The sequence below is a fragment of the Streptomyces diversicolor genome, assembly GCF_057537855.1.
On record NZ_BAAJXA010000025.1, the window covers coordinates 23,875 to 48,492 of the forward strand.

24 protein-coding genes and 5 tRNA genes are annotated in these 24,618 nt (G+C 71.2%); 19 read left to right on the forward strand and 10 right to left on the reverse strand.

Annotation, left to right across the window (positions count from 1 at the left end; all coding sequences use genetic code 11):
• Window positions 1-289 precede the first annotated feature (289 nt).
• The 4 genes from AC27LF_RS27435 to AC27LF_RS27450 form a co-directional block, all read right to left on the reverse strand.
• Window positions 290-865, reverse strand: coding sequence for a GTP-binding protein (locus AC27LF_RS27435; protein ID WP_054219273.1), 576 nt, complete (start codon window positions 863-865; stop codon window positions 290-292).
• On the reverse strand, window positions 846-1,244 hold the full coding sequence (locus AC27LF_RS27440) for a DUF742 domain-containing protein (RefSeq protein ID WP_121890765.1): 399 nt from the start codon (window positions 1,242-1,244) through the stop codon (window positions 846-848). The genes AC27LF_RS27435 and AC27LF_RS27440 overlap by 20 nt, the downstream gene beginning before the upstream one ends.
• A gap of 111 nt (window positions 1,245-1,355) precedes the next feature.
• Window positions 1,356-1,769 carry a roadblock/LC7 domain-containing protein gene (locus tag AC27LF_RS27445; protein ID WP_404027637.1) on the reverse strand — a complete coding sequence of 138 codons (414 nt, stop codon included), beginning with the start codon at window positions 1,767-1,769 and terminating at the stop codon, window positions 1,356-1,358.
• Window positions 1,770-1,778: 9 nt separating this feature from the next.
• Window positions 1,779-5,669 (reverse strand): sensor histidine kinase, encoded by a 3,891-nt coding sequence (locus tag AC27LF_RS27450; RefSeq protein ID WP_479659103.1) that lies wholly within the window; start codon window positions 5,667-5,669, stop codon window positions 1,779-1,781.
• A 563-nt stretch (window positions 5,670-6,232) separates the two neighbouring features.
• Here AC27LF_RS27450 and AC27LF_RS27455 point away from each other — a divergent pair.
• The 9 genes from AC27LF_RS27455 to AC27LF_RS27495 all read left to right on the forward strand — a co-directional run bounded on the left by AC27LF_RS27455 (window position 6,233) and on the right by AC27LF_RS27495 (window position 10,550).
• Window positions 6,233-6,421, forward strand: coding sequence for a hypothetical protein (locus tag AC27LF_RS27455; protein WP_479659102.1), 189 nt, complete (start codon window positions 6,233-6,235; stop codon window positions 6,419-6,421).
• 473 nt (window positions 6,422-6,894) lie between these two features.
• Complete coding sequence (locus AC27LF_RS27460; protein ID WP_479659101.1) at window positions 6,895-7,680, forward strand: fumarylacetoacetate hydrolase family protein; 786 nt, start codon at window positions 6,895-6,897, stop codon at window positions 7,678-7,680.
• Window positions 7,673-9,196, forward strand: a complete 1,524-nt coding sequence (gltX, locus tag AC27LF_RS27465; protein WP_479659100.1) for a glutamate--tRNA ligase — start codon at window positions 7,673-7,675, stop codon at window positions 9,194-9,196. The genes AC27LF_RS27460 and gltX overlap by 8 nt, the downstream gene beginning before the upstream one ends.
• Before the next feature lie 53 nt (window positions 9,197-9,249).
• The gene (locus AC27LF_RS27470; RefSeq protein WP_479659099.1) at window positions 9,250-9,981 is read left to right on the forward strand and encodes an HAD family hydrolase; all 732 of its coding nucleotides are present in this window, start codon (window positions 9,250-9,252) and stop codon (window positions 9,979-9,981) included.
• A 90-nt stretch (window positions 9,982-10,071) separates the two neighbouring features.
• Window positions 10,072-10,143, forward strand: a tRNA-Gln gene (locus AC27LF_RS27475).
• Window positions 10,144-10,182: 39 nt separating this feature from the next.
• A tRNA-Glu gene (locus AC27LF_RS27480) sits at window positions 10,183-10,255 on the forward strand.
• Window positions 10,256-10,282: 27 nt separating this feature from the next.
• A tRNA-Glu gene (locus tag AC27LF_RS27485) sits at window positions 10,283-10,355 on the forward strand.
• Window positions 10,356-10,377: 22 nt separating this feature from the next.
• A tRNA-Gln gene (locus AC27LF_RS27490) sits at window positions 10,378-10,449 on the forward strand.
• Between the two features lie 28 nt (window positions 10,450-10,477).
• A tRNA-Glu gene (locus tag AC27LF_RS27495) sits at window positions 10,478-10,550 on the forward strand.
• Between the two features lie 400 nt (window positions 10,551-10,950).
• Here the strand turns inward: AC27LF_RS27495 and ndgR are convergent.
• Entirely contained in the window at window positions 10,951-11,667 is a 717-nt protein-coding gene (ndgR, locus tag AC27LF_RS27500; protein WP_190018680.1) for an IclR family transcriptional regulator NdgR, read from the reverse strand.
• Window positions 11,668-11,857: 190 nt separating this feature from the next.
• Between ndgR and leuC the strand changes: the two genes are divergently transcribed.
• The 4 genes from leuC (at window position 11,858) to AC27LF_RS27520 (ending at window position 15,158) form a co-directional block, all read left to right on the forward strand.
• The gene (leuC, locus tag AC27LF_RS27505; RefSeq protein ID WP_479659098.1) at window positions 11,858-13,288 is read left to right on the forward strand and encodes a 3-isopropylmalate dehydratase large subunit; all 1,431 of its coding nucleotides are present in this window, start codon (window positions 11,858-11,860) and stop codon (window positions 13,286-13,288) included.
• Between the two features lie 5 nt (window positions 13,289-13,293).
• Window positions 13,294-13,887, forward strand: coding sequence for a 3-isopropylmalate dehydratase small subunit (gene leuD / locus AC27LF_RS27510; RefSeq protein ID WP_479659097.1), 594 nt, complete (start codon window positions 13,294-13,296; stop codon window positions 13,885-13,887).
• A 264-nt stretch (window positions 13,888-14,151) separates the two neighbouring features.
• Window positions 14,152-14,382, forward strand: coding sequence for an SCO5555 family protein (locus tag AC27LF_RS27515; RefSeq protein WP_479659096.1), 231 nt, complete (start codon window positions 14,152-14,154; stop codon window positions 14,380-14,382).
• Between the two features lie 137 nt (window positions 14,383-14,519).
• Entirely contained in the window at window positions 14,520-15,158 is a 639-nt protein-coding gene (locus tag AC27LF_RS27520; RefSeq protein ID WP_479659095.1) for an HU family DNA-binding protein, read from the forward strand.
• 102 nt (window positions 15,159-15,260) lie between these two features.
• Here AC27LF_RS27520 and AC27LF_RS27525 read toward each other — a convergent pair whose 3' ends face one another.
• A complete protein-coding gene (locus tag AC27LF_RS27525; protein ID WP_404027437.1) occupies window positions 15,261-15,473 on the reverse strand; it encodes a hypothetical protein in 213 nt (70 codons plus the stop codon).
• Between the two features lie 9 nt (window positions 15,474-15,482).
• Window positions 15,483-16,121, reverse strand: a complete 639-nt coding sequence (cofC, locus tag AC27LF_RS27530) for a 2-phospho-L-lactate guanylyltransferase (protein ID WP_479659094.1) — start codon at window positions 16,119-16,121, stop codon at window positions 15,483-15,485.
• A gap of 144 nt (window positions 16,122-16,265) precedes the next feature.
• Here cofC and AC27LF_RS27535 point away from each other — a divergent pair, with 144 nt between their 5' ends.
• The 3 genes from AC27LF_RS27535 to AC27LF_RS27545 all read left to right on the forward strand — a co-directional run bounded on the left by AC27LF_RS27535 (window position 16,266) and on the right by AC27LF_RS27545 (window position 19,277).
• Window positions 16,266-17,030: a lysophospholipid acyltransferase family protein gene (locus AC27LF_RS27535; RefSeq protein ID WP_479659093.1), complete on the forward strand. Its 765-nt coding sequence runs from the start codon at window positions 16,266-16,268 to the stop codon at window positions 17,028-17,030.
• Entirely contained in the window at window positions 17,027-18,037 is a 1,011-nt protein-coding gene (locus tag AC27LF_RS27540) for an NAD(P)H-dependent glycerol-3-phosphate dehydrogenase (protein ID WP_479659092.1), read from the forward strand. Before AC27LF_RS27535 ends, AC27LF_RS27540 begins: the two co-directional genes overlap by 4 nt.
• Before the next feature lie 82 nt (window positions 18,038-18,119).
• Window positions 18,120-19,277 carry a D-alanine--D-alanine ligase family protein gene (locus AC27LF_RS27545; protein ID WP_479659091.1) on the forward strand — a complete coding sequence of 386 codons (1,158 nt, stop codon included), beginning with the start codon at window positions 18,120-18,122 and terminating at the stop codon, window positions 19,275-19,277.
• 122 nt (window positions 19,278-19,399) lie between these two features.
• Here AC27LF_RS27545 and AC27LF_RS27550 read toward each other — a convergent pair whose 3' ends face one another.
• Window positions 19,400-19,915, reverse strand: a complete 516-nt coding sequence (locus tag AC27LF_RS27550; RefSeq protein WP_479659090.1) for a DUF3515 domain-containing protein — start codon at window positions 19,913-19,915, stop codon at window positions 19,400-19,402.
• Between the two features lie 20 nt (window positions 19,916-19,935).
• Window positions 19,936-20,169, reverse strand: coding sequence for an Lrp/AsnC family transcriptional regulator (locus AC27LF_RS27555; protein WP_030952852.1), 234 nt, complete (start codon window positions 20,167-20,169; stop codon window positions 19,936-19,938).
• A gap of 206 nt (window positions 20,170-20,375) precedes the next feature.
• Between AC27LF_RS27555 and AC27LF_RS27560 the strand changes: the two genes are divergently transcribed.
• Together AC27LF_RS27560 and thiD are read left to right on the forward strand one after the other, a co-directional pair.
• Complete coding sequence (locus AC27LF_RS27560; RefSeq protein ID WP_388712496.1) at window positions 20,376-21,341, forward strand: thiamine-phosphate kinase; 966 nt, start codon at window positions 20,376-20,378, stop codon at window positions 21,339-21,341.
• Window positions 21,338-22,132, forward strand: a complete 795-nt coding sequence (gene thiD, locus AC27LF_RS27565; RefSeq protein ID WP_479659089.1) for a bifunctional hydroxymethylpyrimidine kinase/phosphomethylpyrimidine kinase — start codon at window positions 21,338-21,340, stop codon at window positions 22,130-22,132. Before AC27LF_RS27560 ends, thiD begins: the two co-directional genes overlap by 4 nt.
• Before the next feature lie 129 nt (window positions 22,133-22,261).
• Here the strand turns inward: thiD and rpmB are convergent, their stop codons facing one another.
• On the reverse strand, window positions 22,262-22,447 hold the full coding sequence (gene rpmB, locus AC27LF_RS27570; RefSeq protein WP_003993230.1) for a 50S ribosomal protein L28: 186 nt from the start codon (window positions 22,445-22,447) through the stop codon (window positions 22,262-22,264).
• A gap of 257 nt (window positions 22,448-22,704) precedes the next feature.
• Between rpmB and AC27LF_RS27575 the strand changes: the two genes are divergently transcribed.
• The gene (locus tag AC27LF_RS27575) at window positions 22,705-24,459 is read left to right on the forward strand and encodes a DAK2 domain-containing protein (RefSeq protein ID WP_479659120.1); all 1,755 of its coding nucleotides are present in this window, start codon (window positions 22,705-22,707) and stop codon (window positions 24,457-24,459) included.
• The last annotated feature ends 159 nt before the right edge of the window (window positions 24,460-24,618 follow it).

The window sequence follows — 24,618 nt, forward strand, 5'->3', positions numbered from 1 at the left end:
GACTAATGGGCAGTTCAGGCATTCCAGCACGACGACCAGCGCACATCCAAACAGTGAAAACCATGGATTCCGAGTGACCCGGACCGCAGATAAAACGGTCATAAAGAGCGAGCCCCGTCAAAAGACGGGGCCTTTGTGAGCGCAGCGGCACCGGTCGACCGCGACGCGTGGCCGTACCATCCGATTCCTCTGCCGAAACGTTATGAACAGCGGAGCCGACCGTGTCAAAAGCCACAGCCCGCTCCGCTGTCCGTACGACAACTGCCGTATCTCACTGCCGACTTGAGTGCTACCTCAGCCGTGCCATGAGGGCGTGCTCGACCAGTGTGATCAGCGCGCTCTTGGCGTCGGCCCGGTGCCGGGCGTCCGTCGTGATGATCGGCGTGTCCGGCCCGATCTGCAGCGCCTCACGCACCTCGTCGGGGGTGTACGGCTGGTGGCCGTCAAAGCCGTTGAGCGCGATGACGAACGGCAGACCGCTGTTCTCGAAGTAGTCGACCGCGGGGAAGCAGTCGGCGAGCCGGCGGGTGTCCACCAGGACCACGGCGCCGATGGCGCCGCGCACCAGGTCGTCCCACATGAACCAGAACCGGTCCTGGCCGGGGGTGCCGAACAGGTACAGGATCAGGTCCTGGTCGAGCGTGATGCGGCCGAAGTCCATGGCCACCGTGGTGGTGGTCTTGTCCCCGGTGTGGGTGAGGTCGTCGATGCCCGCGCTGGCGGACGTCATCACGGCCTCCGTGCGCAGCGGGTTGATCTCGGAGACGGCACCGACGAAGGTCGTCTTGCCGACGCCGAAGCCACCCGCCACCACGATCTTCGCGGAGGTGGTGGCCCGGCCCCCGTCAGAGCTTGCGAAGTCCACTGAGCACCCTTTCGAGCAGTGTCACGTCCGGTGCACCGCCGTTGTTCTCGTCGCCACCCGGCTGGTGGATGGCGACCAGGCCGGCCTCGGCGAGGTCGGCGACCAGGATCCGGGCCACGCCCAGGGGCATGGTGAGGAGCGCGGACACCTCGGCCACGGACTTCACCTCGCGGCACAGGTGGCAGATGCGCTGGTGCTCCGGGAGCAGCCCCATGAGCGCTGCCGGGTCGGCCGTGGTGCTGATCAGTGCCTCGATGGCGAGCTGGTAGCGCGGCCGGGTCCGGCCGCCGGTCATCGCGTAGGGACGTACCAGCGGCTGGTCGCCCTCGTCCCCGTACGGCTCCGCGTACGGATCATGAGAGGCGGTGGGCGGGGTCATGAATCCTCCGGGCGGGACAGCAGGTCGGTCAGTCGTGCCGTCTGACGGGGCCGGTGGGGGGTTTGTGGCGGCCGGACGGTGATTTGGTGAGCTGGGTGGATCCGGGGCCGGTCAGTGGAGCAGACTGCCCTGTAGTTCGGCGCGCAGGTCGGGCGTGAGGACGGCGCCCGCGCGGTCGACGAGGAGCGCCATCTCGTAGCCGACGAGGCCGATGTCGCACTCGGGGTGGGCGAGGACGGCGAGGGACGAGCCGTCCGAGATGGACATGAGGAAGAGGAACCCGCGTTCCATCTCGACGACCGTCTGCGACACATCGCCCCCCTCGAAGATCCGGGAGGCCCCGGCGGTCAGCGAGGTGAGCCCGGAGGCGACGGCCGCGAGCTGGTCGGCCCGGTCCCGGGGAAAGCCTTCCGACATCGCCAGAAGGAGTCCGTCGGCGGACACGACGACGGTGTGGGACACCCCGGGGGTGTTGTCCACGAAGTTGGTGATCAACCAGTTGAGATTCTGTGCCGCCTGGCTCATCTGGCTCAACTAACGCTCCTGCTGGTGAGTGGGGCTCGGGAAGCTGCCGGTCTGGCCGTTGTTGACCTGACGACCCTGCGCGATACCCCGACGGAGATTGGTCAGCCGGCCACGCACGTCGTCGGGCGCACGTGAGACCTGCGGACCGCTTTGGTGCTGTTGCTGCTGAGCCGTGCCCGGGACGAGGTTCGCCCGGGGTACCCGGCGCGGCAGGCCGGAGGTGGTGACCCCGCCCGCCGCGGGCTGGCGCACCCGCTCGGCCTGCCGGACGAGTTCGTCGTTCGGCGAGCTGCGCCAGGAACTCGTGACGGGACGCTGCGGGCCCGTCGAAGGAGCCGGTCCGCCCTGCGGCTGCTGCCCGGCCGGAGCCGGGCCGTTGCCCTGCTGGCCGCCGCGGAACCAGTTGGTCTCCAGGTTGTCGTACAGCGGAGTACGGCCGTCTCCGGGACCGCTCGCCGGGGGCAGCGCCTCCGGCTCCTGACGGCGCGCGCGCCGCGGCGGCACCGCCGGGCGCTGCCCGGAGAAGTCGGTGCCCCGGCCGTTGGTCTGCGGCCGCTCGAACTGGCCCGTGTGCTGCTGGCCCGTGTGCTGCTGGCCCGCCCGGCCGGGCAGCGCGTGCTGGCCGGTGGAGCCGTTGTCGTAGCCCTGCGCGGGGAACTGACCCGTGGAGCCGTTGTCGTAACTCTGCGCTGGGAACTGACCGGTGGAACCGTTGTCGTAGCCCTGCGCGGGGAACTGGCCGGTGGAACCGTTGTCGTAACTCTGCGCGGGGAACTGGCCGGTGGAGCCGTTGTCGTAGCCCTGCGCCGGGAACTGCCCGGTGGAACCGTCGTCGTACGCCTGCTGGGCGGCGAACCGGTCCGGGGCGGGGGCGTCCTGCCGGCCGCCCGGCGTGCCGAAGACGTCGGAGCGCACGAACTGGCCCGAGTCCTGCCGGCCGGGCCCGCCCGGGCGGCCGAACGAGCCGCCGCCCTGCGGGGCGTCGAAGCCGGAGCGGGCGAACTGGCCGGTGTTCTGCGAGCCGTTCGCACCGGTGAAGTCCGGCCGGGGGAACTCGCCCGTGGCGGCCGGGCCCTGGGAGGCGTCGCCCGCGGGGATCGCCGGCATCTCCGCCGTCGAGCCGGGGCCCTGGCGGTCGTCGAACCGCGGCATGCGCGAAGTCTGCGCCGGATCCTGCTCGTCATGGCCGCGCGGGGTGTCGAGCGAGGCCCGGGACAGCGGCGGCTGCGCGTTCTCGTCGCTCCAGCTGGGCGTGCGCGGCTGCGGGTTGCCGCCCGGCAGCTCGGCCCGCGGCCCGCCGCGCGGCGGCAGCTGCGGCTGCCTGCCCTGGTCGCCGCCGCCACGCTGCGGGGGCACCGGAGGACGGCCGCCGAAGACATCCTGCTCGGGTCCGCCCGCGCCGGCCGCCTGCAGGCCCTGCGGGGCGCCCGGCGCCTGTCCGCCGAAGGCTCCGGCGCCCGCCCCGGCCGGGGTGGGCGGGCCCTGCTGCGGTCCGCGTGCGCCGCCGGGCGCTCCCGGCCGGCTGCCCTGACCCGTGCCGGGCAGCGCGGCCCGCGGACCCTGGCCGGCGCCGACCTGGCCGCGCGGACCGGATCCGGCGCCGAGCCGGCCACCACCGCCGGGCGCACCGGCACCGAGCGGACCCGGGCCGCCCTGGGCGGCTCCCCGCCGGGCCGCCGCCGCGCCCGCGGCGGCCTGCGCGGCGGCCGGGCCGCCCGTGGCGGGCACGCCCGGCTTGCCCGGAGCGGGCTTCTTGCCGCCCTGGGCGACATCGACGGGCAGCATGACCAGCGCCGTCGTGCCACCCGAGTCGGACGGGCGCAGCTGGATGCGGATGCCGTGCCGCTGCGACAGCCGGCCGACCACGAACAGGCCCATGCGGCGGGAGACGGAGACGTCCACGGTGGGCGGCGAGGCAAGCCGCTCGTTGATCGCCGCGAGGTCTTCGGGGGAGAGGCCGATGCCGGTGTCGTGGATCTCGATCAGCACCCGGCCGTCGGGCAGCGCATGACCGGTGACCTTGACCTTCGTCTGCGGCGAGGAGAACGAGGTCGCGTTCTCCAGCAGCTCGGCGAGCAGGTGCACGAGGTCGTTGACGACGCGTCCGGCGACCTCGGTGGTCGGCACCGAGGCCAGCTCGATCCGCTCGTACTGCTCCACCTCGGAGGCGGCGGCGCGCAGCACGTCGACCAGCGGGACCGGGCGGGTCCAGCGGCGGCCGGGCTCCTCACCGGCGAGGACGAGCAGGTTCTCGCCGTTGCGGCGCATACGCGTGGCGAGGTGGTCCAGCTTGAACAGCGAGGACAGCTGGTCCGGGTCGGCCTCGCGGGACTCCAGTTCGGAGATGAGCGACAGCTGGCGCTGGATGAGGCCCTGGGAGCGGCGCGAGAGGTTGGTGAACATCGCGTTGACGTTGCCCCGCAGCAGGGCCTGCTCGGCGGCGAGGCGGACCGCCTCGCGGTGCACGTCGTCGAAGGCCGCGGCCACCTGGCCGATCTCGTCCCGGGAGTGCACACCGACCGACTCCACGGACGTGTCGACGTCCTGCGGGTCCGACTCGGACAGCTGCTTGACCAGCTCGGGCAGCCGGTCCTGGGCGACCTTGGTCGCGGTGTCCTGGAGCCGGCGCAGCGAGCGGATCATGGACCGGGCGACGACGAACGCGCCGACCAGGGAGACACCGAGGACGAGCAGGATCAGCGCACCGGAGATGATCGCGTCGCGCTCGGTGGCGCTGCGCAGCTCGCGGGCCTTCTGCTCCATCTCTTCGAGCAGCGTGTGCTCGATCTTCTTCATCTGCTCGATCTTGGTCGAGCTGTCGTCGACCCAGTCGCGGTAGGAGCGCTTCGGCAGCCCGTTGATGCCCTCTTCGCCGCCCAGCGCGCGCTTGGCGTAGGTGTCCGCGGACTCGATGGTCGGGTTGCCCTCGTCGATGGGCTTGAGGAGTTCCTCGGCGCCCTGCTCGGAGTAGAGCTTGCGGAAGATGTTCAGCTCGGAGGACTCGCTCTGCAGCGCCGAATCGCCGTAGAGCCGGTCGTTGTCGGAGAGGTTGCCGAGCGTCTTGTTGGTGTCGGGCAGGGCCGCGGCGATGACGGCGCGCTGCACGGACGCGTACTCCTTGGCGGTGGAGAAGGCCGCCAGGGCGCGGGTGCGCTGGATCATCTCCGGGTTGCTGGACGCCTGCGCCATGTCCGAGGAGAGGCCGATCAGCTGGGTGATCAGCCGGTGGTACGCCTCGACCGTCTGGGTCGAGTTGTCCTTGGACTGGTACGCGGAGCGGCGGATCTTGGCCAGGTTGTCCAGCTGGCCGGCCAGGCCGACGAGGCTGTCGCGGACGCCCTGGAGGTTGCCGTGCTTGCTCGCGGCATCGATGTCCTCGGAGGCGTTGAGGAAGTTGGTCAGGGCCCGGTCGGTGCGGTCCTGGTAGCCCTTGACGGTGAAGTTGTCCGTCTTCAGGCCGTGCGCCAGCGGTCCCGCGGACTGGTCGCGCTCCTCCTGGAGCGCCGCGGCGAGTTCGGTCGCCTGCTTCGTCATGGCCGTCAGCAGCTTCATGTTGTCGAGCTGCTGGATGTCGTCCATGGACTGGTTGATGCGCAGCGCGCCCAGCGAGGTGGCCGCGACCACGGGAAGCGTGAGCAGCGACACCAGACGCGTGGAGATACGCCAGTTGCGCAGGGCTATGCGCGATCCGGGGCCGGTCGGGCCCTTGGCGGGCTTGACCGGCGGCGCGGGGCTCGGCGGCGTGGACGGGGCAGCGGGGCGCCCGGGGCGCTCTCCGCCGTCGCCGGACGGGGCCGGGCCCGGGTTCTGGGCGTGCTGGGGCGAGGCGCCGCGGTCGGTCCCGCCGTGCGCCTCCGGCTCCGCCGGAGCGCTGCCATCCCTCTTGAAACGTCCCTGCACTAGCGTCGCAACCTCTGGACCAGGCGCCCCTCCGCGTGAGCGGACGGGCGGTGTCGGCGTTGTCGGGGAGCGCCCTGAATACGCCCCCCAGGTGGTCGTGAGTGACCGGCGCTGGCTCCCCCTGTCTCGCCGCCACTCGGCGCTGCTTCGCGCCCCCTGCGCCGGCTCGATCCCGCGGCGGTCCGTGGAATTCCAGCACAGTGCCGGATCTCCAACAAGGCCCGTGGGCCGGTACATGACCTCTGTGACAGCGTGTGAGTGCGGGGTCACGAGACGTGGAAAAAGATCTCGCACATAACGGACTTACTCCAGCGAGTCGACGACCGCCGGACCCTGTCCCAGTCGCGATGATCAGGAGCGGAATGCCAGGTTCAGGGCCGCAATGTCCGTTTCGCTGAGGCGAGTTGACGGTCAGGATTGACCGGTTTGTGCCTGGATTCGTGAGCAAACTCACACGCTCATCACGGGCGCTTCACGACGGCTCCGGGGAATCGGATGTTTAGCCTGACGCTTTACAAGAGGGAAGTATCTGCCAACCCACACAGGACAGGGCTCCTACAACCGTGAAGACCACGATGATGTTCCGCACCATAGCCAACCCGCGTCGCACCACTCTCGCCCACCTCGACGACGCCGAGGAGCTGCGGGCACCGGAACGGCCGGAGCACTCCCTCGACCTGCCGGCCCAGACCGCCAACCCGCGGCGCACGGTCCTCATGGAGATCCCGGCCGCGGCCACCCCCGCGGAGTAATGCGCGCGCGGGCCGCGCACCGCGCGGCCCGGCCCGCCGGACGGCCGTCGGGGCCCCGCCGGTCCGCCCTGCCCACCCCGGGCTGTGGCCACGGGCATCGGTGCCCCGGCGGCTCGCCCCGCCCGTCCCGGGCTGTGTGGCACGGGTATATCGGGGCTTCGTCGGGCCGTCTCGTCGTCCGCGGGGCGTCCCGGTCCCCGGCGGCACGGCGATCAGGGCTCCGGCGCGCGCTGCGCTCACTCCGGGCTGTGTGGCACGGGCATCGGGGCCCGGGCGGCACGGGCGCCACTTCCGCGGTGGCGCCCTTCGCCGTGACCGGTCATCCGCGTGTCCGGTAATCCGCGAGGTCACGGCCTCCGTGCCGCGTTAGCCTGGAGCGTCAGACTCCCGGCCGACATCCAGCCGGTCGCAAGCCGACGCGGGTCTTCTCAGCCAAGACACGGGTCTTCTCAGTTAAGGGGCGCGAGCATCCCGTGCGCATCGCCAGGTTCTCCATCGACGGGAACGTCGCCTTCGGCGCGGTCGAGGGCGACAAGCAGGACGAACTCGTCCTCGACATCATCAAGGGCATCCCGTTCGCGGACCACGAACTGTCCGGGACCAAGGTCCCGCTGAGCAAGGTCAGGCTGCTCCCGCCGGTGCTCCCCAACAAGGTCGTGGCCTTCGGCCGCAACTACGCCGAGCACGCGAAAGAACTCGGCAACGCGGTGCCCGACGCCCCGTTCGCCTTCTTCAAGCCGTCCACCTCGGTGATCGGCCCCGGCGACGAGATCCAGTACCCGTCGTTCTCCACGGAACTGCACCACGAGGCCGAACTGGCCGTGGTCATCGGCCGGATGTGCCGCGAGGTACCGCGCGACCGCGTCAAGGACGTGATCTTCGGTTACACCTGCGCCAACGACATCACCGCCCGTGACGTCCAGCGGCGCGAGAAGCAGTGGGCCAGGGCCAAGGGCTTCGACACCTCCTGCCCGCTCGGCCCCTGGGTGGAGACCGGCCTGGACCTGCAGCGCGCGAACGACCTCACCCTCCAGCTCACCGTCAACGGCGAACAGCGCCAGCTGGGCCGCACGAGCGAGATGATCCACCCCATCGAGGACCTGATCGTCAACATCACCGAGGCCATGACGTTGCTCCCCGGCGACGTGGTCCTCACCGGCACCCCCGCTGGGGTCGGCCCCCTCAACGTCGGCGACGAGGTCGCCGTCACCATCGAAGGCATCGGCACTCTCACCAACAAGGTTGTCAAGCGTGGCTAGCGCACCCTCCCCCAAGCTCTCGGCTTCGCTCAAGCAGGGGGTACCCCCATCCCCCGTACGCGTCCGTTTCTGCCCCTCGCCCACCGGTAACCCCCATGTGGGCCTGGTCCGCACCGCCCTGTTCAACTGGGCGTTCGCCCGGCACCACCAGGGCACGCTCGTCTTCCGCATCGAGGACACCGACGCGGCCCGGGACTCCGAGGAGTCCTACGACCAGCTGCTCGACGCGATGCGCTGGCTGGGCTTCGACTGGGACGAGGGCCCGGGGGTCGGCGGCCCCCACGCGCCGTACCGCCAGTCGCAGCGCATGGACCTCTACCGGGACGTCGCGGCCAAGCTCCTCGACGCCGGCCACGCCTACCACTGCTACTGCTCCCAGGAGGAGCTGGACACCCGCCGTGAGGCGGCCCGCGCGGCCGGCCGGCCCTCCGGGTACGACGGCCACTGCCGCGACCTGACCGCCGCGCAGGTCGAGCAGTACCAGGCCCAGGGCCGCACCCCGATCGTGCGCTTCCGCATGCCGGACGAGACGATCACCTTCACCGACCTGGTCCGCGGCGAGCTGACCTTCACCCCGGAGAACGTGCCCGACTACGGCATCGTCCGCGCCAACGGCGCCCCGCTGTACACGCTGGTCAACCCGGTCGACGACGCCCTCATGGAGATCACCCACGTTCTGCGCGGCGAGGACCTGCTCTCCTCCACCCCACGCCAGATCGCCCTCTACAAGGCCCTGATCGAGCTGGGCATCGCCCAGGGCATCCCGGAGTTCGGCCATCTCCCGTACGTGATGGGCGAGGGCAACAAGAAGCTCTCCAAGCGGGACCCGCAGTCGTCCCTGAACCTCTACCGGGAGCGCGGCTTCCTCCCCGAGGGGCTGCTCAACTACCTCTCCCTGCTCGGCTGGTCGCTCTCCGCCGACCAGGACATCTTCACCGTCGACGAGATGGTCGCGGCCTTCGACATCGCCGATGTGAACCCCAACCCGGCCCGCTTCGACCTGAAGAAGTGCGAGGCCATCAACGCCGACCACATCCGGCTGCTGGACGTGAAGGACTTCACCGAGCGCTGCCGCCCCTGGCTCCAGGCCCCGTTCGCGCCCTGGGCGCCCGAGCGCTTCGACGAGACGAAGTGGCAGGCCATCGCCCCGCACGCGCAGACCCGTCTGAAGGTCCTGTCGGAGATCACCGACAACGTCGACTTCCTGTTCCTGCCGGAGCCGGTCTTCGACGAGGCGAGCTGGGCGAAGGCCATGAAGGAGGGCTCCGACGCGTTGCTCCGCACGGCCCGGGAGAGGCTGGAGTCCGCCGACTGGACGTCCCCGGACTCGCTGAAGGAGGCCGTCCTGGCGGCCGGCGAGGCCCACGGTCTCAAGCTGGGCAAGGCCCAGGCCCCGGTGCGGGTCGCGGTCACCGGCCGCACGGTCGGCCTGCCCCTGTTCGAGTCCCTGCAAGTGCTCGGCAAGGAGCGGACGCTGGCCCGCGTCGACGCGGCCCTGGCACGGCTCACGGCATAACGGCACGGCGCATGACGGCGGCGCGCGGCCCGGCCGCGCGCTACCGTCGGCCCATGAGCATCCGAGCCGTGGTCTGGGACGTCGACGACACCCTTTTCGACTACACGTCCGCCGACCGGGCCGGCATGCGGGCCCACCTGGCGGCGGAGGGCCTGCTGCACGCGTACGACGGCGTGGAGCAGGCCCTCGCGCGCTGGCGGGAGATCACCGACCTGCAGTGGGCGCGGTTCGGAGCCGGTGAGGCCGGCTTCGAGGAGCAGCGCCGGGACCGGGTGCGGGACTTCCTCGGGGCGGAGCTGACCGACGACGAGGCCGAGGCGTGGTTTCGGCGTTACATCGCGCACTACGAGGCCGCCTGGAGCCTGTTCCCCGACGTGCTGCCCGTCCTCGACGCCCTTGCCGCAAGACACCGGCACGCCGTGCTGTCCAATTCGAGCATCCACGTCCAGGAGCACAAGCTGCGCGCCCTCAAGGTGCGCGACCGCTTCGAGACGGTCCTGTGCGCGGCGGAACTCGGCGTCTCCAAGCCCGCCCGGGAGGCGTTCCTGGCGGCCTGCGCGGCCCTGGACCTGCCACCGCACGAGGTGGCGTACGTCGGCGACCACCCGGAGATCGACGGACGGGGCGCGGCCGACGCCGGGTTGCTGTCCGTGTGGATCGACCGCGGCGGGGCGCCGGCCGCCGCCGCGGCCGTCGCCGCGGCCCACCGGATCTCCTCGCTGGCCGAACTTCCCGCGATCGTCCGCGCGGATACCCGTTTTGGAGCCCCGTCCACCTTCGGGTAATGTTCTTCCTGCGCCGCGGTGAGCGGGCCGGAAGGCCAAGGAACCGGGCGCACAGCTAGAACAAGATCCCCTCAGGGGCTTGCGTTCCAGTGGCCTATGGTGTAATTGGCAGCACGACTGATTCTGGTTCAGTTAGTCTTGGTTCGAGTCCAGGTAGGCCAGCTCGCAGAGCTCATCTGCATCCGCGGATCTCATCCGCAAGCCCCCGTTGTGTAGCGGCCTAGCACGCTGCCCTCTCAAGGCAGTAGCGCCGGTTCGAATCCGGTCGGGGGTACGGTCCCGATCCTCTCGGGACGCTTGGGCCCCCGTTGTGTAGCGGCCTAGCACGCCGCCCTCTCAAGGCGGTAGCGCCGGTTCGAATCCGGTCGGGGGTACTGAACTGGTCTAAACCATCATTGGTCTATGGTGTAATTGGCAGCACGACTGATTCTGGTTCAGTTAGTCTTGGTTCGAGTCCAGGTAGACCAGCTCGGATCTGCGGAAACGCATGATCCTCGCCCCCGTTGTGTAGCGGCCTAGCACGCCGCCCTCTCAAGGCGGTAGCGCCGGTTCGAATCCGGTCGGGGGTACGGGACGATGGCTCTTCGCCTTAGCCGGTGTGCTGGGGTGGGGGGCCGTTTCTGTTGCTCGGGTTGCTGGTCGTCTGGGGTTGGTCGCGGCTCCCTGCGGGGCTTCGGCCGTTCCTCCAGTGCGGGTGCGTTGTGGCTTGTCGCGCAGTTCCCCGCGCCCCTGGGGTGGGTGCTGGGTGTTGTTCGTGTGCGGGTTGTATGTGGTTGATCGCGCAGTTCCCCGCGCCCCTTGGGGGTGTGCTGGGGGTTGTTTGTCTGCGGGTCGTATGTGGCTTGTCGCGCAGTTCCTCGCGCCCCTGGGGCGTGTGTGGTTCCTTGGGGTCCTGGGTGGGGTGGGGCCCCGTCGGGTGGGGCCGCGGCGTTGGGGCTGGGGTCCGACGGGGGGCGCGGTTGGTTGTGGTCAGCCTGAGCGGCGCAGGGCCTCGGAGAGGCGGGCGGCGGAGTCGATGACCGCCTGGGCGTGCATACGGCCCGGGTGCCGGGTAAGTCGCTCGATGGGGCCGGAGACGGACACGGCCGCCACTACGCGGTTCGAGGGCCCGCGCACCGGCGCGGAGACGGACGCCACGCCCGGCTCGCGCTCGCCGATGGACTGGGCCCAGCCGCGGCGCCGCACGCCGGACAGGGCCGTCGCGGTGAAGCGTGCGCCCTGCAGACCGCGGTGCAGCCGCTCCGGCTCCTCCCAGGCGAGCAGGATCTGCGCGGACGAGCCCGCCTTCATCGTGAGCGTGGAGCCGACCGGGACCGTGTCCCGCAGTCCGGACAGCCGTTCCGCGGCGGCCACACAGATGCGCATGTCGCCCTGGCGCCGGTAGAGCTGTGCGCTCTCTCCGGTGATGTCCCGCAGGTGCGTGAGCACCGGGCCCGCCGTCGCCAGCAGGCGGTCCTCGCCCGCCGCCGCGGCCAGCTCGGCCAGCCGCGGTCCGAGGATGAAACGGCCCTGCATGTCGCGTGCCACCATGCGGTGGTGTTCCAGCGCCACGGCCAGCCGATGGGCCGTGGGTCGTGCCAGTCCGGTGGCGCCGACCAGACCCGCGAGGGTGGCCGGACCGGACTCCAGAGCGCTCAGGACGAGGGCCGCCTTGTCCAGAACGCCGACGCCGCTACTGTTGTCCATGCAACGATACTCGCGTCTCACTCTGTGAAACGCAAGTTCAATTTTCGGTGGAACACGCCACCCTGGAAGACACAGTGGCCCGCGGACCGACGGGCTTGGCGGCGGACGCCCGGGGAACAGGGGCGCGGGCGCCGTTTCCGGAGAAATCTCTAGTTGGGCCGGTGCAGCACTGCCGGCCGGAGGGAAAGCGATGGGTAGGACACTCGCGGAGAAGGTCTGGGACGACCATGTCGTCCGGCGCGCCGAGGGCGAGCCCGATCTCCTCTTCATCGATCTGCACCTGCTGCACGAGGTGACCAGCCCGCAGGCCTTCGACGGCCTCAGGCAGAACGGCCGCCGGGTGCGCCGCCTCGACCTCACCATCGCGACCGAGGACCACAACACCCCGACCCTCGACATCGACAAGCCGATCGCCGACCCGGTCTCCCGTGCCCAGCTGGAGACCCTGCGCAAGAACTGCGCCGAGTTCGGGGTGCGGCTGCACCCGCTGGGCGACGTCGAGCAGGGCGTGGTGCACGTTGTCGGACCTCAGCTGGGCCTGACCCAGCCCGGTGCGACGGTCGTCTGCGGCGACTCCCACACCTCCACGCACGGCGCCTTCGGCGCGCTGGCGTTCGGCATCGGCACCTCCCAGGTGGAGCATGTGCTGGCCACCCAGACGCTGCCCCTGGCCCGCCCGAAGACCATGGCGATCACGGTCGAGGGCGAACTGCCCGCGGGCGTCACCGCCAAGGACCTGATCCTGGCGATCATCGCGAAGATCGGCACCGGCGGCGGCCAGGGCTACATCCTGGAGTACCGCGGCTCCGCCATCGAGAAGCTGTCGATGGAGGCCCGGATGACCATCTGCAACATGTCGATCGAGGCCGGCGCCCGCGCGGGCATGATCGCCCCCGACGAGACCACCTTCGCCTACCTCAAGGGCCGCCCGCACGCCCCCGAGGGCGCCGACTGGGACGCCGCGGTGGAGTACTGGAAGACGCTGCGCACCGACGAGGACGCGGTCTTCGACGCCGAGGTGGTCATCAAGGCCGACGAGCTCTCGCCGTTCGTCACCTGGGGCACCAACCCCGGCCAGGGCGCGCCCCTTTCGTCGGCGGTCCCCGACCCGGCTTCGTACGACGACGCCTCGGAGCGGCTGGCCGCCGAAAAGGCCCTGGAATACATGGGGTTGGAGGCCGGGCAGGCGCTGCGTTCCATCCGGGTGGACACCGTCTTCGTAGGTTCGTGCACCAACGGCCGCATCGAGGACCTGCGCGCCGCCGCCGGCATCCTCAAGGACCGCAAAGTCGCCGACGGCGTACGGATGCTGGTCGTCCCGGGCTCCGCGCGGGTCGGTCTGCAGGCCGTCTCCGAGGGCCTGGACGTGGTCTTCAAGGAGGCCGGCGCCGAATGGCGGCACGCGGGCTGCTCGATGTGTCTGGGCATGAACCCCGACCAGCTCGCGCCGGGTGAGCGCTCCGCGTCCACCTCCAACCGCAACTTCGAGGGCCGGCAGGGCAAGGGCGGCCGGACCCACCTGGTGTCGCCGCAGGTCGCGGCCGCCACGGCGGTCATGGGCCACCTGGCGTCCCCCGCCGATCTGTCCGACGCCGACACCCGTACGCCCGCTGGAGTCTGAGAGCCATGGAAGCATTCACCACGCACACCGGCCGGGCCGTCCCGCTGCGCCGCAGCAACGTCGACACCGACCAGATCATCCCCGCCCACTGGCTGAAGAAGGTGACGCGGGACGGATTCGAGGACGGGCTGTTCGAGGCATGGCGCAAGGACCCCGAGTTCGTCCTCAACCGGCCCGAGCGGCAGGGCGCGACCGTGCTGGTCGCCGGCCCCGACTTCGGCACCGGCTCCTCCCGTGAGCACGCCGTCTGGGCGCTGCAGAACTACGGCTTCAAGGCGGTGATCTCCGCCCGGTTCGCCGACATCTTCCGCGGTAACTCGCTGAAGAACGGCCTGCTCACGGTGGTCCTGGAGCAGAAGATCGTGGACGCGCTGTGGGAGCTGACCGAGAAGGACGCCACTGCTGAGGTCACTGTGGACCTTGAGGCGCGTGAGGTGCGCGCCGAGGGCATCACCGCCTCCTTCGAGCTGGACGAGAACTCCCGCTGGCGGCTGCTGAACGGACTGGACGACATCTCCATCACCCTCCAGAACGAGGCCGACATCGCCGCGTACGAGGCGAAGCGGCCCGCCCACAAGCCGCGGACGCTGAAGGTCTGAGCCAACCGGCCCGGCAGGTCGAGTTTCGGCCACGCCAACACCCCCTCTGTACCCCCGATCGCCACGATTGGGGGTACAGCCATGTCTGCACCCGAACGGCCCCCGACCGCCCCCGTCCGTCTCTCAACTCCCCACGTTACGTGGGTGATCAGCGGGGTAGACGTCCGGCGGGGCGTTGGATCGTGCGGGCGTCCGGAGGGGCCTGAGCGGCGGCAGTTGCCCCCTGGGCAGGCGACAACTCGCCCCAGATGGCACAATCTGTGCATGGAACACGACGGCCAACTCCAGCTCTATGCGGCGGTCGCGGACCAACTGAAGGAAGCGCACACAAGGGTGCGCGCACTGCAAGTCCCGGAGGGCGTACGGATGGCGCTGACCCGGAAGCTGCTGGTCATTACGGCCGCGGCCAAGCACGATCTCGCCGACGCGGCAAGGCGGCTCGACCGGTTCACCGCGGACCTCGACGCGGGTCGAATCCCCGAAGAGGAACGCTGAACAAGTCCGAGAGGACCGAGTCCGTTGCGGCACAAGGGTGATTAGCCCGTTTCGTGTTTGATTTGCGGTATATATCTGCCTAACGTGCGAAAAAGCTAGATCACTTTCGTTCTGGCGATGTCTCCGAAGGGGAAGACGTGAACAAGGCGCAGCTCGTAGAAGCGATTGCCGACAAGATGGGCGGCCGCCAGCAGGCCGCCGATGCTGTCGATCATGTCCTGGACGCCATCGTCCGCGCGGTCGTCGCGGGCGAGCGGGTCTCGGTCACCGGCTTCGGGTCCTTCGAGAAGGTGGACCGCCCCGCCCGCTACGCCCGTAACCCCCAGACGGGCGAGCGGGTTCGGGTCAAGAAGACCTCGGTGCCGCGCTTCCGTGCCGGTCAGGGCTTCAAGGACCTGGTGAGCGGCTCGAAGAAGCTCCCGCGTGGCGGCGAGGTCTCGGTCAAGAAGGCACCCAAGGGCAGCCTGACCGGCGGTGCTTCCGCCACGGTCAAGAAGGCCGCCGCCAAGAAGACCGCCGCCAAGAAGGGCGTGGCAGTGACGAAGAAGGCCGCGGCGAAGAAGGCGCCGGCCAAGAAGACCACGCCGGCCGCCAAGAAGGCCGCGGCGAAGAAGACGACCGCCAAGAAGACGACGGCGGCCGCCAAGAAGACCACGGCGAAGAAGGCCACCGCCAAGAAGGCGACGGCCAAGAAGGCCCCCGCGAAGAAGGCTCCGGCCAAGAAGTCGACGGCTCGCAAGACCACCGCCAAGAAGGCCACCGCCCGCAAGGCGTAAGGGCACCCGGGGCACTCACACGCCGGGCCGGACTCCCTCGGGAGCCCGGCCCGCGGCGCGTCCAGGGGGCTTTTTCGGTGCTCGCGGCGCCCCATTCGCCGCTCAGAGCGTCTGCAGGGTCACCAGGGTGATCCGCAGGCCGGGGCCGGTGCCGGCCGCCGGTTCCGTCTCGATCCGCACCCGCTGCCCCGGCCGCAGCAGCCGCAGCCCGCCCGCGTCGAACGCCGGCGCGTCGAAGGGCACCGGGGTGCCGTCGTCCAGCAGCACCTGCCCGCTGCGGGTCTCGGGGTCGTACGTGTACGCGGTCGCCTGCATGGCGGCAGCCTACTGCCCGGGGATCAGCAGTCCCGCGGCCGCCGCCGCGGTGCGCGGGCCCACGCCGAGCGCCAGCGCCGCCCGCAGATCGTCGCCGGTGTCCACGTCCTGCCGTACCGAGTCCACCGCGTCCAGCCGGAGTTCCACCGCACCCGACGCACCGTGCCGGGCACGGGAATCGCCGCCGAAAGCCGGGCGCAATTCCCGGCCCGGAGCCGCCGCAAGCAGCGTCGTACCGATTCCGGCGGCATCGGGGAGAAAGGCGCGCGGGAATTTCGCCGCGGCATCGAGCACCCGGGCCAATTCCGGCGGGCGCAGGGCCGGCAGATCGGCGTTCAGCGCCGCCACCGGGGCTTTCGGGCGTGCCGACCGGACGACTTCGGCCGCATGCGCCAGGGCCGCGTTCAGACCGTCGCCCGGCTCGTCCGGGACGATACGGGCGCCCAGTGCCGCGAGCTCCGGGCCGGCCAACGCGTCGTCCGTGACGACCGCCACATCCCGCACCGCCGCACAGGCCAGCGCCGCCGCCACCGTGTCCTGCGCGAACGCCAGGGCCAGTCCCGGACGCAGCCCGTCGGCGGCGGTGTCCGAGAGCCTGCTCTTGGCCAGCGCCAAGGGCTTCAGGGGGATGACCAAGGTCCACTGCACCGGCGTACCGTCCCTCTCTCGTCGCGCTCATTGTCACCCGGGTCATCGGGCGGCCCCGGTGGCGGGGCGTACGGTGTTCTCGACAGACCGGCGGCCTGGAGCGACACTTGTCCGGCTCCCCAGGCTCTAGAGGAAGGTGGACGAGTGTCCCGCCGCAGAATCGGCTTCTGGTACCGCTTCGCCGCGGTGATCTGCAAACCGCCGCTGGTGGTTCTGATCAAGCGGGACTGGCGTGGAATGGAGCACATTCCGGCCGAGGGCGGATTTATCACCGCGGTGAACCATAATTCCCACATCGACCCCCTCGGGTACGCGCACTATCAGTACAACACCGGACGGGTGCCGCGATTCCTGGCGAAGAGCGGTCTTTTCAAGAAGGGATTCGTCGGCGCCGCGATGCGCGGCACCGGGCAGATCCCCGTGTACCGGGAGAGCACCGACGCGCTCAGCGCCTTCCGGGCCGCCATCGACGCGGTGGAGCGCGGCGAGTGCGTCGCCTTCTACCCCGAGGGCACCCTCACCCGCGACCCGGACGGCTGGCCCATGACCGGCAAGACCGGCGCCGCGCGCGTGGCCCTGCAGACCAAGTGCCCGGTCGTGCCCATCGCCCAGTGGGGCTGCAACGAACTGCTCCCGCCGTACGCCAAGAAGCCGAACCTCCTGCCGCGCAAGACGCACCGCGTGCTCGCGGGCCCGCCGGTGGACCTGTCGCGCTTCTACGGCCAGGAGATGACCGCGGACGTCCTCAAGGAGGCCACCGAGGTCATCATGGCCGCCATCACCCGCCAGCTGGAGGAGATCCGCGGCGAGAAGGCGCCCGATACGCCGTACGATCCGCGCCGGGAGCGCATCGAGCAGCGGCGCAGGACGCGCGCGCAGACCGGTCAGGAAGGGGACGGCGGCAAGTGAGCGAGCCTGTCAAGGCGGCGGTCTTCAGCGCCGGTTCATGGGGCACGGCGTTCGGGATGGTGCTGGCCGACGCGGGGTGCGAGGTCACCCTGTGGGCCCGGCGCCCGGAGGTCGCGGAGGCGATCAACTCCACGCGGACCAACCCCGACTATGTCCCCGGGGTCGAGCTGCCGGCGAACCTGCGGGCCACCGTCGACCCCGCCGAGGCCGCCGCGGGCGCCGACTTCACGGTCCTGTCGGTGCCCTCGCAGACGCTGCGCGACAACCTCGCCGCCTGGGTGCCGCTGCTCGCGCCCGACACGGTCCTCGTCTCCCTCATGAAGGGCGTGGAACTGGGTTCCACGATGCGGATGAGCGAGGTGATCGAGGACGTCGCCAAGGTCGGCCACGACCGGATCGCCGTGGTCACCGGCCCCAACCTGGCCCGTGAGATCGCCGCCCGGATGCCCGCGGCGGCCGTCGTCGCCTGCACCGACGAGGCGGTGGCCCGGCGGCTCCAGGCCCACTGCCACACGCCCTACTTCCGTCCGTACACCAACACGGACGTGGTGGGCTGCGAGCTGGGTGGCGCGGTGAAGAACGTCATCGGCCTGGCCGTGGGCATCGCCGACGGCATGGGGCTCGGCGACAACGCCAAGGGATCGCTGATCACGCGCGGGCTCGCCGAGACCACCCGGCTCGGCGCGGCGCTGGGCGCCGATCCGCTGACCTTCTCCGGACTCGCGGGCCTCGGCGACCTGGTGGCCACCTGTTCCTCGCCGCTGTCCCGCAACCACACCTTCGGCACCAACCTCGGCAAGGGCATGACCCTGGAGGAGACCATCGCGGTCACGAGCCAGACCGCCGAGGGCGTCAAGTCCTGCGAGTCCGTGCTCGATCTGGCCCGTCGGCACGGCGTCGACATGCCCATCACCGAGACGGTCGTCGGCATCGTGCACGAGGGCAAGCCGCCGGTGGTGGCCCTCAAGGAACTGATGTCGCGCAGCGCCAAACCCGAACGACGCTGAGCGAACCGGGCCGTATTTGGTCCGTTTGCGTTCGGGGTCGACGCTGTCTCCGACCTCTGCCAACGGGTACTCTCAACGCGATATGAGCACCGAGAACCTCCCCCAGAGCCCCGGGCAGCAGCCTCGCAAGCCGCGTGTGGCCGTCGTGTTCGGCGGGCGCAGCTCCGAACACGGGATCTCCATGGTCACCGCGGGCGCCGTACTGCGCGCCATCGACCGCACCAAGTACGACGTGCTGCCGATCGGCATCACGCGGGACGGGCGCTGGGTGCTCACCGCGGACGCCCCCGAACGCATGGCCATCGCCGAACGGCGCACGCCCGACGTCGAGGAACTGGCCGAGTCGAGCGAGGGCGCCGTGGTCCTCCCCGTCGACCCCGGCAACCGCGAGGTCGTCTACAGCGAGCCGGGCTCCGTGCCGAAGGCGCTGGGCGAGGTCGACGTGGTCTTCCCGGTGCTGCACGGCCCGTACGGCGAGGACGGCACCCTCCAGGGGCTCCTGGAACTGTCCGGTGTGCCCTACGTGGGTTCGGGCGTGCTCGCCTCGGCCGTCGGCCAGGACAAGGAGTACATGAAGCGGGTCCTCACCTCCTTCGGGCTCAAGGTCGGCCCGTACCTGGTGATCCGGCCCCGGGAGTGGGCGCGGGACGAGTCCGCGGCCCGCAAGCGGATCGTCGACTTCGCCGGGGAGCACGGCTGGCCGCTGTTCGTGAAGCCCGCGCGCGCCGGGTCGTCGATCGGCATCACCAAGGTCGACGATCTGTCCGGGCTGGACGAGGCGATCGCCGAGGCCCAGGCGCACGACCCGAAGATCCTGGTCGAGGCCGCGCTGCGGGGCCGCGAGATCGAGTGCGGGGTGCTGGAGTTCGAGGACGGGCCGCGGGCCTCCGTACCGGCCGAGATCCCGCCGCCGGACGCGCACGCGTACTACGACTTCGAGGCCAAGTACATCGACTCCACACCCGGCATCGTGCCCGCGCCGCTGTCCGAGGAGGAGACCGCCGAGGTGCGGCGGCTGGCCGTGGCGGCCTTCGAGGCGGCATCCTGCGAGGGACTGGTCCGCGCGGACTTCTTCCTCACCGAGGACGGCGAGTTCGTGATCAACGAGATCAACACGATGCCCGGCTTCACGCCGATCTCGATGTATCCGCAGATGTGGCAGGCGTCCGGGATCAGCTATCCGGAACTGGTGGACCTGCTGGTACGGGCCGCTCTGCGGCGTTCGACGGGGCTTCGCTGAACGCGGCACGCTCCGCGGGTCCAGCCGGTCAACGCCCTCGGGTGTCCGCGGACGCGTCGTCGGCTGCGGGTACGTCGTGGCTGGTCGCGCGGTTCCCCGCGCCCCTCGGGGGCGCGGGTCGGTCAGGTCGTTGAGGCGATTCCCTCGGGGATCGCCTTCTTCACCGCCGGGGCCAGGGCGACCAGTACCGCTGAACTCGACCGGTCGGCGTCCGCCTTCGGCAGTGTCACCTGCACATACGCCTCGCGGTTGGCCGTGGTGAACCGCATCGACCCGTCGGACTGCTTCTCCATCAGCCAGTCGACGCCGTTCACACCGCCGCTGATCGCGTCGGGGTCGTCGCCCTTCGCGACCGCGGGGTCGATCATCTTCGGCGGCCGGGTGACACCGCAGCGCAGTATGATCGCCGGGCTTCCCCAGCCCGCCGTCAAGGCGGACCGGGGCTCGGGGTCCTTGCGGCTCCGTCCGTCCAGCGTCCCTGGCAGCGCCTTGTCCAGGTTCTGACACAACCCGGCCGTCTTCGCGTCCGGGCTGGGAACCGCGACGGTGGCGTCGTCGTCTGCTGAGGAGCAGCCCGCGACGGAGATCAGCAGGGCCAGCGCGGGCAGACCGAGGAACCGGCGACGGAAGATGTTCACCGGCCAAGGGTAGACGGGGGCTACAGATGGACGACCGGGCAGGTCAGGGTGCGGGTGATGCCGTCCACTTGCTGGACCTTGGCGACCACCATGCGGCCCAGATCGTCCACGGTGTCCGCTTGTGCGCGCACGATGACGTCATAAGGTCCCGTCACGTCCTCGGCCTGGATCACTCCAGGGAGCTTGCTGATCGTCTCGGCGACGGTCGACGCCTTGCCGACCTCCGTCTGGATCAGGATGTACGCCTGTACCACGGAACCTCCAGGGCGGCCACGAGGATCATGTGGGGAAAAGGAACGCCACGGTATCGCGTCGCCGCTCGCCACGGGGAGACCTGTGGAGAGCGGGGACCGCGCGCCGGGGTGCGGGCACGACGGAAGTTGACGGCCGTCTCGACCGTATCGAGGACGACGATGGAGCGCGAGCGGGCGCGGACAGGTACAGAAGGGGCGAAAGGGAAATGAAGGGCACTGTTGGTGAGCTGGGGGAATTCGGGCTCATCAGGGAGCTCACCTCCCGTCTGACGACCACCCCGGCGGTCCGGGTGGGGCCCGGCGACGACGCCGCGGTGGTCGCAGCGCCCGACCGCCGGGTGGTGGCGAGCACCGACATCCTGCTGGAGGGGCGGCACTTCCGCCGCGACTGGTCGACGGCGTACGACGTGGGGCGCAAGGCCGCCGCGCAGAACCTCGCCGACATCGCGGCCATGGGCGCCGTGCCCACCGCCCTGCTGCTCGGCCTGGTCGTGCCCGCCGAACTCCCGGTCACCTGGCCCAGCGAGCTGATGGACGGACTGCGCGACGAGTGCCAGGTCGCCGGCGCCTCGGTGGTCGGCGGCGATGTGGTGCGCGGTGACACGATCATGGTGTCGATCACCGCGCTCGGCGATCTGCGCAACCAGGAGCCGGTGACCCGGGCGGGCGCGCAGCCCGGCGACCTCGTCGCGGTCACCGGCTGGCTCGGCTGGTCCGCCGCCGGGTACGCGGTGCTCTCCCGGGGTTTCCGCTCGCCGCGCGCCTTCGTCGAGGCCCATCGGCGCCCCGAGCCGCCCTACCACGCGGGTCCGGCCGCCGCGGGTCTTGGCGCGACCGCGATGTGCGACGTGAGCGACGGGCTGATCGCCGACCTCGGGCACATCGCGGAGGCCAGCAAGGTCCGCATCGACATCCGGTCCGGCGCCATCGACATCCCGTCCCAGATGAACGACATCGGGCAGGCCGTCGGCGTCGACCCGCTCCAGTGGGTGCTGACGGGCGGCGAGGACCATGCGATCGTGGCGACCTTCCCGCCGGACGTGAAGCTGCCGGCCCGCTGGAAGGTGATCGGCGAGGTCCTGAACCCCTCGGCGCTGCCGCAGGTCACGGTCGACGGGGCGCCCTGGACCAGCAAGGGCGGCTGGGACCACTTCGGGGGCATCGAGTCATGAGCCCGCCACCGAGGGTGCTGACGGTCGCCGGCTCCGACTCCGGCGGGGGAGCGGGCGTCCAGGCCGATCTGAAGACCATGCTGGCGCTGGGGGTGCACGGCATGAGCGTGATCACCGCGGTCACCGCGCAGAACTCGCTCGGGGTGCAGGGCGTCTGGGAGCTGCCGGTGGCGGCGGTGCGGGCCCAGTACCGCAGTGTCGTGGACGACATCGGCGTCCAGGCCGTGAAGACCGGGATGCTGGGCTCCGCCGAACTCGTCGAGGCGGTGGCCGAGTTGATCGGCGGGACCGACGCGCCCGCGGTCGTCGACCCGGTGGGCGTCTCCAAGCACGGCGACCCGCTGCTGGCCGCCACGGCCCTGGACTCGGTGCGCGGGAGGCTGCTGCCGGTGGCGGCGGTGGTCACCCCGAACCTGGACGAGGTCGCCCAACTCACCGGCGTGCGCGTCACGTCGGAGTCCGGGATGCGCGAGGCCGCCGCGGCCTTGCTGGCGTACGGGCCGGCCTGGGTGCTGATCAAGGGCGGGCATCTGCCCGGGGACGCCGTGGACCTGCTCACGGACGGTACGCGGGAGCACTGGCTGCGCTCGCCCCGGCTCGACAACCGGCACACGCACGGCACCGGCTGCACGCTGGCGTCCGCGATCGCCGTGGGGCTGGCGCAGGGCCGGTCCGTGCCGGAGGCGGTGGCCGCGGCCAAGGAGTACGTCACCGGGGCCATCGTGGGCGGGTTCGCACTGGGCGACGGGATCGGCCCCGTGGACCACGGATGGCGCCTGCGGCAGGACTGAGGACCCGCGCGGGCACATGGCGGCACGGGGGCGGTACCACGGCGTACGGACACGGCAAAAAGCCGGCCCACCCGGAAGTGGACCGGCTCGATGCGGCGAACCGACGGTGGCCGCGCGCTCAGCAGTGCGTCAGCGCGAGACCTTGCCGGCCTTGATGCACGAGGTGCAGGCGTTCACGCGCTTCGGCGTCCCGCCGACCACGGTACGCACACGCTGGATGTTCGGGTTCCAGCGACGGGACGTACGGCGGTGCGAGTGCGAGATGTTGTTGCCGAAGCCCGGCCCCTTGCCGCAGACGTCGCAGTTGGCAGCCACGGGTCACTCCAAAGACTTCAGATGCACTTACGGTTGATCCCGGCATGCCGGGATCCAGATCCTTGGATCCGAGATCTTGAGTGGCGTTGCCAGGGGGAATGGCCCGATCAGGATCGGGCAACCGGAGCAGCATACAACGGCTGCGCCCGTACCACGAAACTACCATGGCAGCTCAGGGCCCGTGCGCGGCCCTGCTCGGGTCCGCGGGGGTCCTGGGTCTACGCTGCGTCCAGTTCGGCCGGCTCAGGGAGGCGCAGGTGGCCCAGGTGCCGCAGACATTCTTCGATGCTCTCGCGGTGCGCAGCTGGTGCGGTCACGCGCTCCGGGCGCTGGGCCGGGCCCGGGAGGAGATCGACGCGATCAACGTCTACCCGGTGGCGGACGGCGACACGGGGACGAACCTGTACCTGACGCTGGAGTCGGCGGCCGCCGCGGTCGAGGCGGTGTTCTCCGGGTACGAGGCGGGCGCCGGGCAGGGCGCCGCGCCGTCGCCGGCCGAGGCCCTGCACGCCATGGCGCACGGCGCCCTGATCGGGGCCCGTGGCAACTCCGGGACGATCCTCGCGCAGCTGCTGCGCGGCATGGCGCAGGTGCTCACCGCCGGCGCCGGCCCGGACGGTACGGGCGGCCCGGGTGAGACGGCTCACATCGACGGGCCCGAGCTGCGGCTCGCCCTGCGGCACGCCGCCGACTCCGCCCGCCGTGCCGTGGCCCATCCCGTCGAGGGCACCGTGCTCTCGGTCGCCTCGGCGGCGGCGGAAGCGGCCGGGGACGTCGAGGGCGGCTGCGGGGCGGTGGCGCGGGCCGCCTACGCGGGGGCGTGCACGGCGCTGGCGGCGACCCCGGGGCAGCTGGCCGTCCTGGCGCGGGCCGGGGTGGTGGACGCGGGCGGCAGGGGACTGGTGGCGGTGCTCGCCGCCCTGGTCGAGACGTTCACCGGCGAGGCACCGGGCGCAGCGGTTCCGGTACGCGGGGCGTACGCGCGCGTGGCGCCCGGCACGGACACGGAGCGGCCCGCCGCACCGGAGCCCGGGCCCCAGGCGGCCGGTGCCGAGGACGCCGGGTGCCGGGGCGGTGCTGAGCCGGGCGGCCCCGGCTACGAGGTGATCTATCTGCTGGAGGCCGACGACGCCGCCGTGGACCGGCTGCGGGACCGGCTCGACGGGCTCGGGGACTCCCTCGTCGTGGTCGGCGGCGACGGGCTGTGGAACGTCCATGTGCACGTCGACGACGCGGGCGCCGCGGTGGAGGCGGGCGTCGAGGCCGGGCGGCCGTACCGGATCCGGATCACCCGCTTCGGCCGTGGCGACGTCCACACCCGCGGCGGCGCGCTGCCGCCCCGGGAGCGGGTGCAGCGGGCCGTCGTCGCGGTCGTCCCAGGCGAGGGACTGGCCGGGCTGTACACCGAGGCCGGGGCCACCACCGTGCTGGCCCGTCCCGGCGAGCCGCCCGCGAGCGGCGAGCTGGTCGAGGCGGTACGGCGGGCCCACGCGCGCGAGGTCGTGCTGCTGCCGAACGACGCCGAACTGCGGCACACCGCCGCCGCGGCGGCCGAGCAGGCCCGCGCCGAGGGCGTCCGGGTCGCCCTCATCCCGACGCGCTCAGCGGTCCAGGGGATCGCCGCGCTCGCCGTGCACGAGCCGGAGCGCCGCTTCGACGAGGACGTCGTCCAGATGACCTCCGCCGCGGGCGCCACCCGCTACGCCGAGGTCACGGTCGCCGAACGGCAGTCCTGGACCATGGCCGGCATCTGCCAGGCCGGTGACGTCCTCGGCCTCATCGAGGGCGATGTCGCGGTGATCGGCTCGGACGTCACCGCCACCGCCGAGGCCGTCCTGGACCGCATGCTCCAGGCCGGCGGGGAGCTGGTCACCATCGTCCTCGGCGACGACGCGCCCCCCGAGGCCGCCGACCGGCTGGAGGCACGCGTGCGCGAGTCGTACCTCGCGGTCGACACGGTCGTCTACCGAGGAGGGCGGCAGGGAGCACTGCTCCTGGTCGGCGTGGAGTGACGTCAAGTGACGCCAAGCGGCGTCAAGCGATGCCGGGTGTCGCCCGGTGACTGGAGGCACAGGGAGAGACGGGAGCGACGGGGAGCGGCGGGGAGCGGCGGGGAGCGGCGGAAACAGACGCAGAGTGACGCATACCGGGAGGCGGGCCGCGCCGGCCGC